The organism is Streptomyces sp. NPDC008238, assembly GCF_042956445.1.
In the GTDB taxonomy this organism is placed as follows: domain Bacteria; phylum Actinomycetota; class Actinomycetes; order Streptomycetales; family Streptomycetaceae; genus Actinacidiphila.
Map to the genome: position 1 here is coordinate 169,773 of NZ_JBIBGK010000004.1, position 14,074 is coordinate 183,846.

A 14,074-nucleotide genomic window follows, 5' to 3' on the forward strand; every position below is an offset into this window, starting at 1 on the left:
TCGGACGGCGTTTCCCCGGCCGTCGACCGGTGTTCCGCCGCGGGCACGGAACCGTCCAGGAAGCGCTGCTATGACCGATGGCTATGGACGTCCACCTGCGTGACCTCCGCTACTTCGCCGCGGTCGCGGACGAGCTGCACTTCACGCGCGCCGCCGAGCGGCTCCGCATCTCCCAGCCCGCGCTCTCCAAGCAGATCCGGGCCCTCGAACGGCAACTCGGCTTCAGCCTCTTCGACCGCGGGCCGCGCGGCGTCGCGCTCACCGCGCAGGGCGCGGCACTGCTGCCCGCCGCGCGCGCCCTGGTCGGCGACTGGGCGCACGCCCTGCAGACGGCCCGCTCGGCGGGGCCGGCCCCGCGCTGACCGCGGGCCCGACCCGGTCTGCCGCGGCCGGGTCAGCCCGCGGTGACCGTCGCCCGGACGGCGCCGTCGGGCCCGGCCAGCAGCACGGGGGTGCCGGCTCCGCCGAGGTCGCGCACGGCCGCACGGTCCGCCTCCGGCACCGCGTCCGCCTCGGACACCACGGCCGCCGCCTCCAGCGACGTGGCGCCGCTCGCCACGGCCATGGCGACCGCGGTCCGCAGGGCGCTGAGCGACAGCGACTCCAGGGCAACGGTGCCCGCCACGTAGGTGCGGCCCGTCTCGTCGCGGACCGCCGCGCCCTCGGCGACGCCGTTGCGCGCCCGGGCCGAGCGGGCCAGGGTGATGATCTTGCGGTCTTCCGGGTGCAGCTCGTCACTCATGGCGGTCAGCGTAGCCGTCCCGTCCCCGCGGCCCCCGCCGCCTCCGGCCGCGGCCGGACGGGCGCTACCCGCCGTGCACCGCCCCGTCCGGCTCCGGGCCCGCCGGGTCCTCGTCCACGACGGCCGCGACCGGCTCGACGAGGACCGCGCCGATGCGGTTGCGGCGGCCCGACGGGGCCTCCGCGGTGAGCCGCAGCGCGGCCGGCGCCTGCGGTGCCGAGGCGGTCTCGGGGAGCGCCACGACGGCGGAGGCACCGGGGATCGGCACCCGGCCGAGCGTCTTGGCGAGCAGGCCGCCGACGGTCTCGACGTCCTCGTCGTCCAGGTCCACTCCGTAGAGCTCGCCCAGGTCGCCGAGGTCGAGGCGGGAGGTGACGCGGTGGCGTCCCCCGCCGAGCTCCACGACGGGCGGCAGCTCCCGGTCGTACTCGTCGGTGATCTCGCCGACGATCTCCTCCAGGATGTCCTCGATCGTGACGATGCCGGCCGTGCCGCCGTACTCGTCGATGACGACGGCGACGTGGTTGCGCTCGCGCTGCATCTCGCGCAGCAGGTCGCCGGCGTTCTTGGTGTCGGGGACGAAGAAGGCCGGGCGCATCAGCGAGGAGACCGGGTCGGCCTCGGCGTCCCGGTTGATGTGCACCCGGCGCGCGAGGTCCTTGAGGTAGACGATGCCGACGATGTCGTCCTCGCTCTCGCCCGTGACCGGGATGCGCGAGAAGCCGCTGCGCAGGGCGAGGGTCATGGCCTGGCGGATCGTCTTGAAGCGCTCGATGGCGACGAGCTCGGTGCGCGGCACCATCACCTCGCGCACCAGGGTGTCGCCGAGCTCGAAGACGGAGTGCACCATGCGGCGCTCCTCGTCCTCGATGAGGGACTCGCTCTCGGCGAGGTCCACCAGCGCCCGCAGCTCCGCCTCGGAGGCGAACGGGCCCTGGCGGAAGCCCTTGCCGGGGGTGAGCGCGTTGCCGAGGAGGATCAGCAGCGCCGGGACCGGGCCCATGACCCGGGCCAGCGGCAGCAGCACGTACGCCGCCGCGGTGGCGGTGTTCATCGGGTGCTGGCGGCCGATGGTGCGCGGCGAGACGCCCACCGCGACGTACGAGACAACGATCATGACGGCGACCGCCACCAGGACCGCCTGCCAGGTCCGTTCGAAGTGCCGGACGCACACCACGGTCACCAGCACCGCCGCCGCCATCTCGCAGGCCACCCGGACCAGCAGCGCGACATTGAGGTAGCGGGTCGGGTCCGAGGAGACCGCCAGCAGCTTGTCCGCGCCCCGCCGGCCGGCCCGCACCGCGGCCTCCGCGCGGAAGCGGGAGGTGCGGGCGAGACCGGCCTCGGCGCATGCGGCCAGCCAGGCGACGACCACCAGCAGGACGGCGAAGACCACCATCGCGATCAGTGGGTGGTCGTCGGGGCCGGCGACGGCCCCTGGATGCCGCGCTCGGCGCGCCAGCCGTCGAGGATGGCCTTCTGCAGGCCGAACATCTCGGCCTTCTCGTCGGCCTCCTCGTGGTCGTAACCGAGCAGGTGCAGCACCCCGTGGACGGTGAGCAGCTGCAGCTCCTCGTCCATGGAGTGCTTGGTCACGGCCGCGTCGCCCTGCTTCTTGGCCACCTCGGGGCAGAGCACGATGTCCCCGAGCAGGCCCTGCGGGGGCTCCTCGTCGTCCTTCCCGGGACGCAGCTCGTCCATCGGGAAGGACATCACGTCGGTGGGGCCCGGTTCGTCCATCCACTGGACGTGGAGCTGCTCCATGGCGTCGGCGTCGACCGCGATGACGGAGAGCTCGGACAGCGGGTGGATGCGCATGTGCTGCAGGGCGTAGCGGCTGATGTCGAGTACCGCCGCCTCGTCGAAGTCCCAGCCGGATTCGTTGTTGACGTCGATCGCCATAGTGCTTCGGTGGCTACTTTCGGTTGCCGTTGAGGTCGTCGTAGCGCTCGTAGGCGTCCACGATGCGCCCCACCAGCTTATGGCGTACGACATCGGTGCTCGTCAGCCGCGAGAAGTGCACGTCCTCGACGCCGTCCAGGATGTCCACGACCTGGCGCAGCCCGCTCTTCGTGCCACCGGGCAGGTCGACCTGCGTGACGTCGCCGGTGATGACGATCTTGGAGTCGAAGCCGAGCCGGGTGAGGAACATCTTCATCTGCTCGGCGCTGGTGTTCTGCGCCTCGTCGAGGATGATGAACGCGTCGTTGAGCGTGCGTCCGCGCATGTACGCCAGAGGAGCGACCTCGATCGTCCCGCTCGCCATGAGGCGGGGGATCGAGTCGGGGTCGATCATGTCGTGCAGCGCGTCGTACAGCGGGCGCAGGTAAGGGTCGATCTTCTCGTAGAGCGTGCCCGGCAGGAAGCCGAGCCGCTCGCCGGCCTCGACGGCGGGACGGGTCAGGATGATCCGGTTGACCTGCTTGGACTGCAGGGCCTGGACGGCCTTGGCCATGGCCAGGTAGGTCTTGCCGGTACCGGCCGGGCCGATGCCGAAGACGATCGTGTGCTTGTCGATCGCGTCGACGTAGCGCTTCTGGTTGAGGGTCTTGGGGCGGATCGTGCGGCCCCGGCTGGACAGGATGTTCTGGGTGAGCACCTGGGAGGGGGTCTCCTCCAGGCCGTCGGCTCCGCTGTCCTTGCGGAGCATGGCGATCGACCGCTCCACTGCGTCCTCCGTCATCGGCTGGCCTGTGCGCAGTACCAGCATCATCTCGTCGAAGAGGCGCTGGACCAGCGCGACGTCCGCGGGTTCACCGCTCGCGCTGATCTCATTGCCTCGTACATGGATGTCGACGGCCGGGAACGCCTGCTCTATCACGCGCAGGAGCGAGTCGCCGGACCCCAGGACCGTCACCATGGGGTGCTTGGCCGGTACGACGAAGTGGGCGCTCGCCCGCGGTTGCTGCGTTGTCGGTGTCTGAGTCATGGGCCAGGCTCGACGGCCTGCTCATCCCGCCTTCTGCTGTTCGACATGCCACTGGACTTGGGGTTCAAGGGTACGTCGGTACGGCTGGGGTGCCGAGAGGTTTTACGCTGCGTCACGCGACGGGTAGGAGCACGGAATGGAGATCCGCACCGGAGGACCCGAGGACCTGCCCGCGACGCTCGCCCTGCTGGACGGGGCGATCGCGTGGCTGACCGCGCACGGCCGCGGCGGCCAGTGGGGCACCCGCCCCTGGTCCTCCCGGCCCCCGGCGGTGGAACGGGTGACCCGCTACGCCGAGGAGTACCTGCTGCGCGCCGCCGAGGTGGACGGCCGGGTGGTCGGCGTGTGCGTGCTGGCCGAGGAGCGGCCCGACTACGCCCCGCCCGTGGACGAGCCCGAGCTGTACCTGCGGCTGCTGGTCACCGACCGGTCGCTGTCCGGCAGCGGCATCGGCGCCGCCCTGGTGGAGGACGCCGTCGCCGAGACGCGGCGGCGCGGCTTCGGGCTGCTGCGGGTCGACTGCTACGCGGGCGGCGAGGGCCGGCTCGTCCGGCAGTACGAGGCCCTGGGCTTCACCCGCGCCCAGCCCTTCGCCGTCTCCCGCGCCGAGGACGACCCCTGGCCGGGCCAGATCCTGGAGCGCCGGGTGTGATGCGCCCGCGAAAGGCATGCGTGCACGCGTTTCGCATGCCGGCGTGACGACATGGCGAACATCCGGATCGAGGACGTCCCCGACGACGTGCACCGCACCCTCGAGCGCCGCGCGATCGCGGCACACCAGTCCCTGGACGAGTACCTGCTCCGGAGGCTGATCGAGCAGGCGAGAACACCGACGGTCGACGACATCCTGGCCCGCGCGGCCCGGAAATCCGCGACTGCCGGCCACACCGTCGAGGACCTGCTGGGACCCGTCGACGAGGAGCGCCGCGGGTGATCGTCGTCGACGCGTGAGCAGCCGGCGGGGGACGCCCGGACCGAGCGCGCCAAGGCGGCCCGCTGCCTCGTCGACGTGATCGCCTGACGCCTGACCCGCCACGGCCCGCTCACCGCGTCAGCGCATCGGTGGCGGGCGGAAACCGATCGTCGGTACGGCGCGGCGCAGGGGCCAGCGGCGGGTGCCGGTGGGCAGCAGGTCGTCCAGGAAGGCGTAGCGGCGGAGTGCGGAGCGGTCCTGGTCGTCGTAGGCCTTCGCGTGCTGCCACCAGGCCGCGATCTCGATCCAGCCGGGCGCAGACAGCGAACCGCCGAACTCCTGCACCGACAGCGCGGCCGTGAGGCACGCGAAGGCCAGCCGGTCGGGGAGCGGCCAGCCGGCCAGCGTGCCGGTCATGAAGCCCGCGACGAAGACGTCCCCGGCGCCGGTGGGGTCCAGGGCCTCCACGGAGAGCGCCGGGACCTCGGCGGCCCGGCTGCCGGCGGAGTCGACCGCGTACGCGCCCTCGGGACCGAGCGTCACCACCGCCAGCGGGACCAGCTCGGCCAGCTTGCGGGCGGCGGCCCGGGGGCAGTCGGTGCGGGTGTAGCGCATGGCCTCGGCGGCGTTCGGCAGGAAGGCCTCGCAGTGCGCCAGGTCGGCGAGGTCGGCGATGTCCCAGCGGCCGCTGTCGTCCCAGCCGACGTCGGCGAAGATCCGGCTGCCCCGGTCCGCGGCGGTGCCGATCCACTCCTGCTGCGGGACCCCGGGCACCAGGGAGGCCACGCACGCCCGGCTCGGCGGCGGGCACGGCGGCGCGGGCTCCTCGGGCGGCGGGGCCTCGTGGCCGTGGCTGACCATGGTGCGCTCGCCCTCGTACGCCATGGAGACCGTGACCGGGGAGTGCCAGCCGGGGATCTTGCGGGACAGCCCCAGCTCGATGCCCTCCCCGTCTGCGAGGGAGTCCCAGCAGTACTCGCCGTACACGTCGTCGCCGAAGGCGGCCGCGAGCGAGGTGCGCAGCCCCAGCCGGGCGAGGGCGGTGGCCATGTTGGCCACCCCGCCGGGGCTCGACCCCATGCCGCGCGCCCAGGACTCGGTGCCGCGCACGGGCGCGCTGTCGAGACCGGTGAAGATGATGTCCAGGAAGACCGTGCCGGTCAGGTACACATCGGTCTCCGGGTCGTCCGGCCCGCGCACCGCCGCGAGCGGGTCGAGGACGGGCTGGTCTTCCACCCGGGCTCCTCCCGACCTGGTGTCGTTCCGACCGATCGTACGCGCGCCCGGGGCCGTGACCAGCGTTTGTCCGCGCGGGGACGCGGACGGATGCTGAGGGAAAGCGGATGACCCCCAGGGGCTGGAGATGCCCGGACACTCGGCCGCACCGCCACAACTGATCGTGACCACGGGGCCCGACTCCGGACGCGCCTACCCCGTGCCGGCCGGCTACTCGGAGATCGGCAGGCTCGCCGGCAGCGGGATCCGGCTGGACGAGGAGGGCGTGAGCCGGCGGCACGCCGCGATGAACCGCGCCGGCAGCCACGTCGTGCTCAGCGACCTCGGCTCGACCAACGGCACCTACCTCAACGGGGCCCTGCTCGACGCCCCGCGGCCCCTCCACGACGGGGACCTGCTGCGCATCGGCCACGTCGAACTGCGGCTGTCGGTGGAGTCGGCCCGGCAGGGGCTGGCGGACCCCGGGGAGCCGGTCGGTCCCGTGGACACCGGTGAGGAGGCGGAGGCCGGGGAGGGCAGGGAGGCGGGGGAGGCCGGGGAGGTCGCGGAGGCCGCGGAGCCCGGGGAGGTCGCGGAGCCCGGGGAGCTCGCGGGCGGCGCTCCCCCGCCGCTGACCGTCCTGCACGACCTCGGGGACACCCGCGCCCCGTCCGGGCCGGGCCGCACCCACCGGCACCCGTCGGGGCGCGCGCAGTACCTCGCCGGGCGCCGGCGCTACGGGGGCGGCGACGAGGTGCCCGAGGCGGACCCCGGAGCCGCCGAGGATGCCTGGACCGGGCTGTTCCGGGTGCCGGGACCGGGGCGGGTGCTCATGGCCGCGGGGGTACTGGTGGCGCTGGCAGGGTTCGCCCTGTGGGTGTCCCTGATCCTCAGCCTGCTGGGCGGCGCGGGCAGCGCGCAGGCCCCGCCGGACCCCTTCACGGAGACCCTGTGGGGGGTGCCGAAGGCACCGCTGGGCTTCACCGCGTTCGCGGCGGGCGCCGTGCTCTGCGCGGGCGGCGCGGCCCTGTCCCGGCACGCGCGCGGGAGGAGCGCCGCGCCGGGACGGCGGCGCCCCGGCCGGCACCGCCACTGAGCCGGCGCCGGGCCCGACACCGGGGTACGGCAGGCGATCTGAGGGGCGGTCACGCCCACGCACCGTCCGGGCTCCCGGCCCGGCGTCCTACGCGCCCTGGCCGGCGGCGCGCCGCCAGCCCGCGGTGCCGGTCCCCCCGCGCGGCGGGCGCGGGCCGCGGCGGTGCGAACGGGCCAGCCACAGGCCCCGGCCCAGGGACCACAGGACCAGCCCGGCGACGACGGGCCCGCCCAGCAGGATCGCCAGCCCCGCCCCGATGTTGGCGCCGATGACCCCGGCCGTCACCGTCCGCCAGATCGCCCCGGTCAGCACCCCGGCCGCGGCCAACGGCCCTATCACCGCCCACCACCGGCCGTCGAAACGGTCGGGCCCGGGGCGGGAGGCCCGGCCCAGCAGCACCGCCGCGGCGGTGGCCAGCACGGCCGCGGCCGCGCCGATCGCGGTCTCCGCGCCTTCCGGGATGCCGAAGGGCCGGACCATGTAGTCCAGTTCGGAGGGCTCGAAGCCCGCGGCGTCCTGCCGGCCCATGAGCCCCCAGGTGGCGACGGGCGCGGTCACGATTAGCGCGGCGGCCGCCGCGGTCCGTATCAGGTGCTTTCGCATGCCTCCATGCTCCGCCCGTGCGGCACGGCCCGCATGAGTGCGCGTACTCAGACGGGGCGCGCGGCCGCACTCAGAACGTGTGGGCGTCCACCTCGGCGAGGTACCGGGCCCGCAACTCCTCCTCGTCGTCGAGGAAGGCGGCCAGGAAGGAGTTGCGGGCGAGCTTGCGCAGGTCGTCCTCGCCGAGCGGGAGCGCGCCGGCCACGGCGTCGAAGGTGTCGCCCGCGTAGCCGCCGAAGTAGGCGGGGTCGTCCGAGTTCAGGGTGACCAGCAGCCCCGCGTCGAGCATGGCGGGCAGCGGGTAGTCGGCGAGGGTGTCCACGCAGCGCAGCCGCACGTTGGACAGCGGGCAGACGGTCAACGGCACCTGGTCGCGGACCAGCCGGGCCACCAGGTCCGGGTCCTCCATGCTGCGGATGCCGTGGTCGATCCGGTCGACCCCGAGCACGTCCAGCGCCTCCCGCACGTACTCCGGCGGGCCCTCCTCGCCCGCGTGCGCGACCCGGCGCAGGCCCGCCGCCGCGGCCGCCTCGTACACCGCGCGGAACTTCGACGGCGGGTGGCCGACCTCGGCGGAGTCCAGGCCGACGGCGCTGATCCGGTGCAGGTGCGGCCGGGCCGCCTCGAAGGTCTCCAGCGCGGACTCGGCGGACTCGTCCCGTAGGAAGCACATGATCAGCCGCGTGCTGACGCCGTGCCGCTCCGGGGCGCGGTCCAGCGCATTCGCCAGGCCCTCCACCACCGTGCCGAGCGGGACGCCGCGCGCGGTGTGGGCCTGCGGGTCGAAGAAGACCTCGGCGTGCCGCACGCCCTGCGAGGCGGCGCGGGTCAGGTAGGCGTCGGCGAGGTCGGTGAAGTCCTGCTCGGTGCGGAGCACCGCCATGAGCGCGTAGTACAGGTCCAGGAAGGACTGCAGGTCGCTGAAGGAGTACGCCTGCCGCAGCTCCTCGGCCGAGGCGTACGGCAGGTCGACCCCGTTGCGCTCGGCCAGGGCGAAGGCGAGTTCGGGTTCGAGGGTGCCCTCGATGTGCAGGTGCAGTTCGGCCTTCGGAATGCTCACCCGGCAACCGTACAGGTCAGAGGCATACGGACGGCTCCGCCCGCCCGGAGCGCTGCGGCGGATCATCCCCCGGCACGGCCACCGCGCAACGCGGATCCCCGGTCGGGCGGAGCGGCGCCTCGACTGGCGCCGGGAGTGTCCCGCCGCGGCACGGTGACGCGCACCCCACCCCCAGCACCGCCACCCCACAACGCGAATACCCCGGGCGGGCGCGCCCACGGCGGCGCGGAAGAGGACCCCGTGAGGGCCAGGCGGCGCGGCGCACGCCGGAGCGGCGGCTCAACGGCCGCCGGGAGTCTCCAGCCGCGGCACGGTGACCCACCCCTGCCACCCCGCAAGGCGGATACCCCGGGCGGGCGGAGCGGCGCCCCAACGGCTCGCCGGAAGGCGGGCCTTGAAGGCCCACCAACTTTGCCGGAAGTCACCCGGCACGGTCACGGTGACGCGCACACCACCCCCGTTACCCCGCAACGCTGATGCCCCGGCGAGCGCGCCCACGCCGGCGCGGCGCACGGCGGCCCGGCGCCTCAACGACCGCCCGGAAGGCGGGCCCCGAAGATCCCCCGCTCCGCCAGAAGTCCCTCCGGAGACCCCGGGCGGGCGGAGCGGCGCCTCAACGGCTCCCCGCAAGCCGGGTCCTGAAGGTCCCCCGCTCCGCCGGAAATCCCCCGGCACGGTCACCGTGACGCGCACCCCACCACCACCCCCGCCACCCCGCAACGCGGATGCCGCGGGCGGGCGCGCCCACGCCGGCGCGGAAGAGAACGCCGGGAAGGGGGAGTTCGAGGTCGGAAGTCAGTCCTGGCGGCGCTTCGGGACCGTGACCCGGCCGAGGTCCTGGGCGACGGTCAGCTCGCCGTCGAAGCCCGCGTCCCGCGCCTGGCGCTCGAACTGCGCGGGGTCGGTGTAGCGCTGCGAGAAGTGCGTGAGCACCAGGTGCCGGACGCCGGACTCCGCCGCCACCCGGGCGGACTGACCTGCCGTCAGGTGCCCGTGCTCCTCCGCGAGCGCGACGTCCTCGTCCAGGAAGGTCGACTCGATGACCAGCATGTCGCAGCCGTCGGCGAGGGCGTACACCGCGTCGCAGAGCCGGGTGTCCATCACGAAGGCGAAGCGCTGCCCGGGGCGCGGCTCGCTCACGTCGGCGAGGGTCACCCCGTCCACCTCGCCCTCGCGCTGCAGCCGGCCCACCGCGGGGCCGGTGACGCCGTGCGCCGCGAGCCGCTCGCGCAGCATGCGGCGCCCGTCGGGCTCCACCAGCCGGTAGCCGTAGGCCTCCACCGGGTGCGACAGCCGGCGCGCCTCCAGCCGGAACGCGTCGGAGTCGACCAGCACGGCCGCCTCGCCGGCCACCGGTTCCTCGCGCAGCCGCACGGTCTCACGGTAGGCGGTGGCGTACCGCAGCCGGTCGAAGAAGCGGCGGCCGGACTCGGGGTAGTGGGCCGTGACGGGGTGCGGCACCCGGTCGAGGTTGATCCGCTGGATCACCCCGGCCAGGCCCAGGCTGTGGTCCCCGTGGAAGTGGGTCACGCACAGCCTGGTCAGGTCGTGCGCCGCCACCCCGGCCCGCAGCATCTGGCGCTGCGTGCCCTCCCCCGGGTCGAAGAGGATGCCCTCGGCGTCCCAGCGCAGGAAGTAGCCGTTGTGGTTGCGGTGCCGTGTCGGGACCTGGCTGGCCGTGCCGAGCACGACCAATTCACGTGCGGACACCGTCGGTTACCCGGGCGGCCACTCGAGGCCACGGCCGCCCAGCACGTGGGCGTGCGCGTGGAAGACGGTCTGGCCCGCTCCCGCGCCGGTGTTGAAGACGATCCGGTAGCCGCTGCCGTCCACCTTGTCCTCGGTGGCGACCTCGCCCGCCTCCCGCAGCACGTCCGCGGCGAGCTGCGGCGCCTGGGCGGCCAGCGAGGCGGCGTCCGGGTAGTGCGCCTTGGGAATGACCAGGACGTGCGTGGGCGCTTGGGGGTTTATGTCGCGGAACGCGACGGTCGTCGCGGTCTCCCGCACGACGGTCGCGGGGACGCTCCCCGCGACGATCTTGCAGAACAGGCAGTCCGCCTGCGGCTCTCCCGCCACCTGACGCCTCCGTCCAGGGGTTGACCAGTACGTCCCGCATGCTACCGGTGCCCCACGCGGCGGCGCGCCGCCACGGGGCCCGGGTCGCGCCGGGCCCCGCGCCCCGCCGCTACGGCAACGGCGGCGCGGTGCGCGCCGGGTCGGCCTCCAGCGCCTCCAGGGCGAGGCGGACGGCCTCGTCGAGCTGCGGGTCGCGCCCGGCGGCGTGGTCCTGCGGGGTGTGGACGACCTCGACGTCCGGGTCGACGCCGTGGTTCTCCACGTCCCAGCCCACGCCCTCCAGCCACGTGGCGTACTTCGGCTGGGTGACCAGCGTCCCGTCGACCAGGTGGTAGCGGGAGTCGATGCCGATGACGCCGCCCCACGTCCTGGTGCCCACCACGGGCCCGATCCCCAGAGCCTTGATCGCCGCGTTGACGATGTCGCCGTCCGAGCCGGAGAACTCGTTGGCGACGGCCACGACGGGCCCGCGCGGCGCGTCCAGCGGGTAGCTGAAGGCCGGCAGCCCGCGCGGCAGGTCCCAGCCGACGATGCGCCGCGCCAGCTTCTCCACGACCAGTTGCGAGGTGTGGCCGCCGCGGTTCTCCCGCACGTCCACGACCAGTCCCTCCCGGACGACCTCCACGCGCAGGTCGCGGTGGAGCTGGGCCCAGCCGGAGCCGACCATGTCGGGGACGTGCAGGTACCCCAGCCGGCCGCCGGACAGCTCGCGCACGTACGCCCGGCGTCCGGCGACCCAGTCGTGGTAGCGCAGCGGCTCCTCGTCCGCGATGGGCACGACGACGACGTGGCGCGCCGCCCCGCCGTCGGCCGGGCCGACGGTGAGCTCGACCGGCTTGCGCACGGTGCCGATCAGCAGCGGGCCGGGGCCGGTCAGCGGGTCCACGGGCCGTCCGTCGACCGCGAGGATCGCGTCGCCGGCCCGGACCGCGACGCCCGGCGCGGCCAGCGGGGAGCCGGCCAGCGGGTCGGAGGTCTCCGAGGGCAGCACCCGCTGCACGCGCCACACGCCGTCGGCGTCGCGGGCGAGGTCCGCGCCCAGCAGGCCCTGGCGGTGCAGCCCGTCGCCACGGCCGCCGGCCGGCATGACGTAGGCGTGCGAGGTGCCGAGCTCGCCGGCCACCTCCCAGAGCAGGTCGACGAGGTCGTCGTGGGTGGCGACCCGGTCCAGGACGGGCCGGTAGCGCTCGCGTACGCCGTCCCAGTCGACGCCGCCCATGTCGGCGCGCCAGAAGTTGTCCCGCATCAGGCGGTGCGACTCGTCGTACATCTGGCGCCACTCGGCCTGCGGGTCCACGGTGACGCGGACCCGGGAGAGGTCGACGGTGACGTTGCTGTCGGTCTCGTCGTCGGACGGGGCCGACTGGTGGTCGGCCGAGGCCACCCGCAGCCGGTGACCGGACGTCACCAGGACCTTGTTGCCGTCGCCGCTGACGGCGAAGTCGTCGGCGTCGTCGGCGATGTCCTCCACGCGCAGCTGCTTGAGGTCGTAGCGCTCCAGCGCGGTGGACGGCGGCTCGGCCTCGGGCGAGGCCAGGCTCGCGCCCAGGACCCCGCGCACGGGGTGCCGCAGCCACAGGACGCCGTCCTTGGCCGCGCGCAGCGTGGAGTAGCGGGCCGCCTCGACCGGGAAGGGCACGATGCGGTCGGCCAGGCCCTCGGCGTCCACCTTGGTGACGGGGGTGCGGGGCCGGTCCTCGCCGTCCTCCGTACGGGAGTCCTTCTTGCCGTCGTCCTGGGCGCGGTCGTCGCCGTCCTTGTCCTCGGCGGAGGAGTCGACCGGGCGCCCGTGGCGCTGCGGGCCGAAGGGCGAGGGCGTGGTGGCGGCGAGGGTGATCAGGTGGGGGCGGCAGGCGCCGAGGAAGGCCATGTCGAAGACGTGGTCGTCGTAGGCCGGGTCGAAGGAGCGCTCGGAGAGGAACGCCAGGTGCTTGCCGTCGGCGGTGAAGGCGGGCGAGGAGTCCCGGAAGCGCAGCGGGGTCGCGTCGACGACGGTGAGGTCGGCGGTCGAGGCCAGCTTGAGCCGGCGCAGCGGGTCGGGTCCGGCGTGCGACCAGGCGAGCCAGGCCGAGTCGGGCGAGAAGGCGAGGCCGGTGGCGTGGCCGTGCTCGCCCTCCACGACGGTGCGGACCTCGCCGGTCTGGGCCTCGACGAGCAGCACCCGGCCGTCGTGCGAGGCGACGGCGATCCGGTGGCCGTCCGGGGAGACGGTCATCGCCAGCACCCGGCCGAGCCGCCCGGCGGCCAGCCGGCGGGGCGCGGCCGGGCCGGTGCCCGCCGCGGGGGCGATCTCCAGCGCGTCCTCGCCCTCGGCGTCGGTGACCCAGACGACCTGCTGGTCGCCCTCGCCGCCGAACACCCGCGGCAGCCGTGTGCGCACCCCCGGCTCGGCGGACAACGCCCGTGCCGGGCCGCCCCGGTGGGTGACCCAGTGCGTGGTGCCGCGGATCTCCACCGCGCTGCCGCGGCCGGTGTGGTCGGGCCGTGCGTCGCCGAGGTGGTGGGCCGCGTGGACCGGGTGCGGCTGCAGGTCGGCGCGCTGGCCGCCGAGGCGCACCTCGACCGGGCGGGCCTGCGCGCCGTCGAGGTCGTCCAGCAGGAACAGCCGTCCGGTGCTGGTCCAGACGACGCGGGTGCCGTCGGTGGCGGCCTGGCGCGCGTAGAAGCCGCCGTCCCCGACGGCGGTGTGCCGGCGCAGGTCGCCGCCGTCGGGAAGGCTGGAGTAGAGGGCGCCGACGCCCTCGTGGTCGGAGAGGAAGGCGATCCGGTCGCCCACCCACATCGGGTACTCCAGGTTGCCGTCCAGGTCGGCGTGGACGCGCTCGAACTCCCCGTCGCCGGTACGGTCGATCCACAACTTGCCCGCGGTGCCGCCCCGGTAGCGTTTCCAGGCCGCCGCCTCGCGGCCCATGGTGGCCGACAGCAGCAGCACGGCCCCGTCCGGGCCGTGGGCGACGGCCCCGACCGGTCCGTACGGCAGCGTCGTGGCGGGACCGCCGTCGACCGGGATCGCCCGCGCCCAACTGCGGCGCAGCGAGGCCTGACCGTAGGTGCTGATGGCCAGCACGTCGCCGCCGGGCGTCCAGCCCCGCACCGAGGTGCGGCCGCTGCCCCAGTACGTGAGCCGCTTCGACGGCCCGCCGTCGGCCGGCGCGACGTGCACCTCGGGTGCGCCGTCCCGGGTCGAGGTCCACGCGATGAGCGTCCCGTCGGGCGAGAACCGCGGGTGGTTGACGGGCATGTTGTCGGCGCTCACCCGCCAGGCCCGGCCGGTGCCGTCCAGCGGGGCGGCCCAGACGTCGTCCTCGGCGGTGAAGGTGACCAGGTCACCGTGCAGGTGCGGGAAGCGGAGGTACGCGGGGTGCGAAGGCTGCTGCGTCACGTCGTCACACTAACCACCCGGGGCCACGCTGGTCGGGGGTTTTCGATCTCATTGCCCG

13 protein-coding genes and 1 pseudogene are annotated in these 14,074 nt (G+C 74.6%); 4 read left to right on the plus strand and 10 right to left on the minus strand.

Annotated features, from left to right (window positions below; all coding sequences use genetic code 11):
• Positions 1–77 precede the first annotated feature (77 nt).
• Positions 78–347, plus strand: a pseudogene (locus ACFZAU_RS13115) (helix-turn-helix domain-containing protein); the annotation flags it as partial.
• A 47-nt stretch (positions 348–394) separates the two neighbouring features.
• Here ACFZAU_RS13115 and ACFZAU_RS13120 read toward each other — a convergent pair.
• The 4 genes from ACFZAU_RS13120 to ACFZAU_RS13135 all read right to left on the minus strand — a co-directional run bounded on the left by ACFZAU_RS13120 (position 395) and on the right by ACFZAU_RS13135 (position 3,671).
• Positions 395–742 carry a cytidine deaminase-like protein gene (locus tag ACFZAU_RS13120; RefSeq protein WP_499598859.1) on the minus strand — a complete coding sequence of 116 codons (348 nt, stop codon included), beginning with the start codon at positions 740–742 and terminating at the stop codon, positions 395–397.
• 64 nt (positions 743–806) lie between these two features.
• Positions 807–2,141, minus strand: a complete 1,335-nt coding sequence (locus ACFZAU_RS13125; protein WP_500552196.1) for a hemolysin family protein — start codon at positions 2,139–2,141, stop codon at positions 807–809.
• Positions 2,142–2,146: 5 nt separating this feature from the next.
• Positions 2,147–2,644 carry an rRNA maturation RNase YbeY gene (ybeY, locus tag ACFZAU_RS13130; protein ID WP_500552197.1) on the minus strand — a complete coding sequence of 166 codons (498 nt, stop codon included), beginning with the start codon at positions 2,642–2,644 and terminating at the stop codon, positions 2,147–2,149.
• A gap of 13 nt (positions 2,645–2,657) precedes the next feature.
• Entirely contained in the window at positions 2,658–3,671 is a 1,014-nt protein-coding gene (locus ACFZAU_RS13135) for a PhoH family protein (RefSeq protein WP_500500234.1), read from the minus strand.
• Between the two features lie 136 nt (positions 3,672–3,807).
• Between ACFZAU_RS13135 and ACFZAU_RS13140 the strand changes: the two genes are divergently transcribed.
• Positions 3,808–4,323 (plus strand): GNAT family N-acetyltransferase, encoded by a 516-nt coding sequence (locus ACFZAU_RS13140; RefSeq protein ID WP_499598863.1) that lies wholly within the window; start codon positions 3,808–3,810, stop codon positions 4,321–4,323.
• A 51-nt stretch (positions 4,324–4,374) separates the two neighbouring features.
• On the plus strand, positions 4,375–4,605 hold the full coding sequence (locus ACFZAU_RS13145) for a hypothetical protein (protein WP_500552198.1): 231 nt from the start codon (positions 4,375–4,377) through the stop codon (positions 4,603–4,605).
• 117 nt (positions 4,606–4,722) lie between these two features.
• Here ACFZAU_RS13145 and ACFZAU_RS13150 read toward each other — a convergent pair whose 3' ends face one another.
• Positions 4,723–5,820: a carbohydrate kinase family protein gene (locus ACFZAU_RS13150; protein WP_500552199.1), complete on the minus strand. Its 1,098-nt coding sequence runs from the start codon at positions 5,818–5,820 to the stop codon at positions 4,723–4,725.
• 127 nt (positions 5,821–5,947) lie between these two features.
• Between ACFZAU_RS13150 and ACFZAU_RS13155 the strand changes: the two genes are divergently transcribed.
• Complete coding sequence (locus tag ACFZAU_RS13155) at positions 5,948–6,895, plus strand: FHA domain-containing protein (RefSeq protein WP_500552200.1); 948 nt, start codon at positions 5,948–5,950, stop codon at positions 6,893–6,895.
• 87 nt (positions 6,896–6,982) lie between these two features.
• Here ACFZAU_RS13155 and ACFZAU_RS13160 read toward each other — a convergent pair whose 3' ends face one another.
• From ACFZAU_RS13160 to ACFZAU_RS13180, 5 genes are all read right to left on the minus strand, one after another.
• The gene (locus ACFZAU_RS13160) at positions 6,983–7,498 is read right to left on the minus strand and encodes a hypothetical protein (RefSeq protein ID WP_500552201.1); all 516 of its coding nucleotides are present in this window, start codon (positions 7,496–7,498) and stop codon (positions 6,983–6,985) included.
• A 70-nt stretch (positions 7,499–7,568) separates the two neighbouring features.
• Positions 7,569–8,558 (minus strand): adenosine deaminase, encoded by a 990-nt coding sequence (locus ACFZAU_RS13165; RefSeq protein ID WP_500552202.1) that lies wholly within the window; start codon positions 8,556–8,558, stop codon positions 7,569–7,571.
• 795 nt (positions 8,559–9,353) lie between these two features.
• Entirely contained in the window at positions 9,354–10,268 is a 915-nt protein-coding gene (locus ACFZAU_RS13170; protein WP_500552203.1) for a ribonuclease Z, read from the minus strand.
• A 6-nt stretch (positions 10,269–10,274) separates the two neighbouring features.
• Entirely contained in the window at positions 10,275–10,634 is a 360-nt protein-coding gene (locus ACFZAU_RS13175) for a histidine triad nucleotide-binding protein (protein WP_499598871.1), read from the minus strand.
• A gap of 109 nt (positions 10,635–10,743) precedes the next feature.
• Positions 10,744–14,016 (minus strand): S41 family peptidase, encoded by a 3,273-nt coding sequence (locus ACFZAU_RS13180; protein ID WP_500552204.1) that lies wholly within the window; start codon positions 14,014–14,016, stop codon positions 10,744–10,746.
• Between the last annotated feature and the right edge of the window lie 58 nt (positions 14,017–14,074).

What these genes read in the sequence shown, in the direction of transcription:
- ACFZAU_RS13155 (WP_500552200.1), top strand. Translation starts at nt 5,948, where the DNA reads ATGCCCGGACACTCGGCCGCACCGCCACAACTGATCGTGACCACGGGG.
- ACFZAU_RS13145 (WP_500552198.1), top strand. Translation starts at nt 4,375, where the DNA reads ATGGCGAACATCCGGATCGAGGACGTCCCCGACGACGTGCACCGCACC.
- ACFZAU_RS13125 (WP_500552196.1), bottom strand. Translation starts at nt 2,141, where the DNA reads ATGGTGGTCTTCGCCGTCCTGCTGGTGGTCGTCGCCTGGCTGGCCGCA.
- ACFZAU_RS13120 (WP_499598859.1), bottom strand. Translation starts at nt 742, where the DNA reads ATGAGTGACGAGCTGCACCCGGAAGACCGCAAGATCATCACCCTGGCC.
- ACFZAU_RS13160 (WP_500552201.1), bottom strand. Translation starts at nt 7,498, where the DNA reads ATGCGAAAGCACCTGATACGGACCGCGGCGGCCGCCGCGCTAATCGTG.
- ybeY (WP_500552197.1), bottom strand. Translation starts at nt 2,644, where the DNA reads ATGGCGATCGACGTCAACAACGAATCCGGCTGGGACTTCGACGAGGCG.
- ACFZAU_RS13140 (WP_499598863.1), top strand. Translation starts at nt 3,808, where the DNA reads ATGGAGATCCGCACCGGAGGACCCGAGGACCTGCCCGCGACGCTCGCC.
- ACFZAU_RS13135 (WP_500500234.1), bottom strand. Translation starts at nt 3,671, where the DNA reads ATGACTCAGACACCGACAACGCAGCAACCGCGGGCGAGCGCCCACTTC.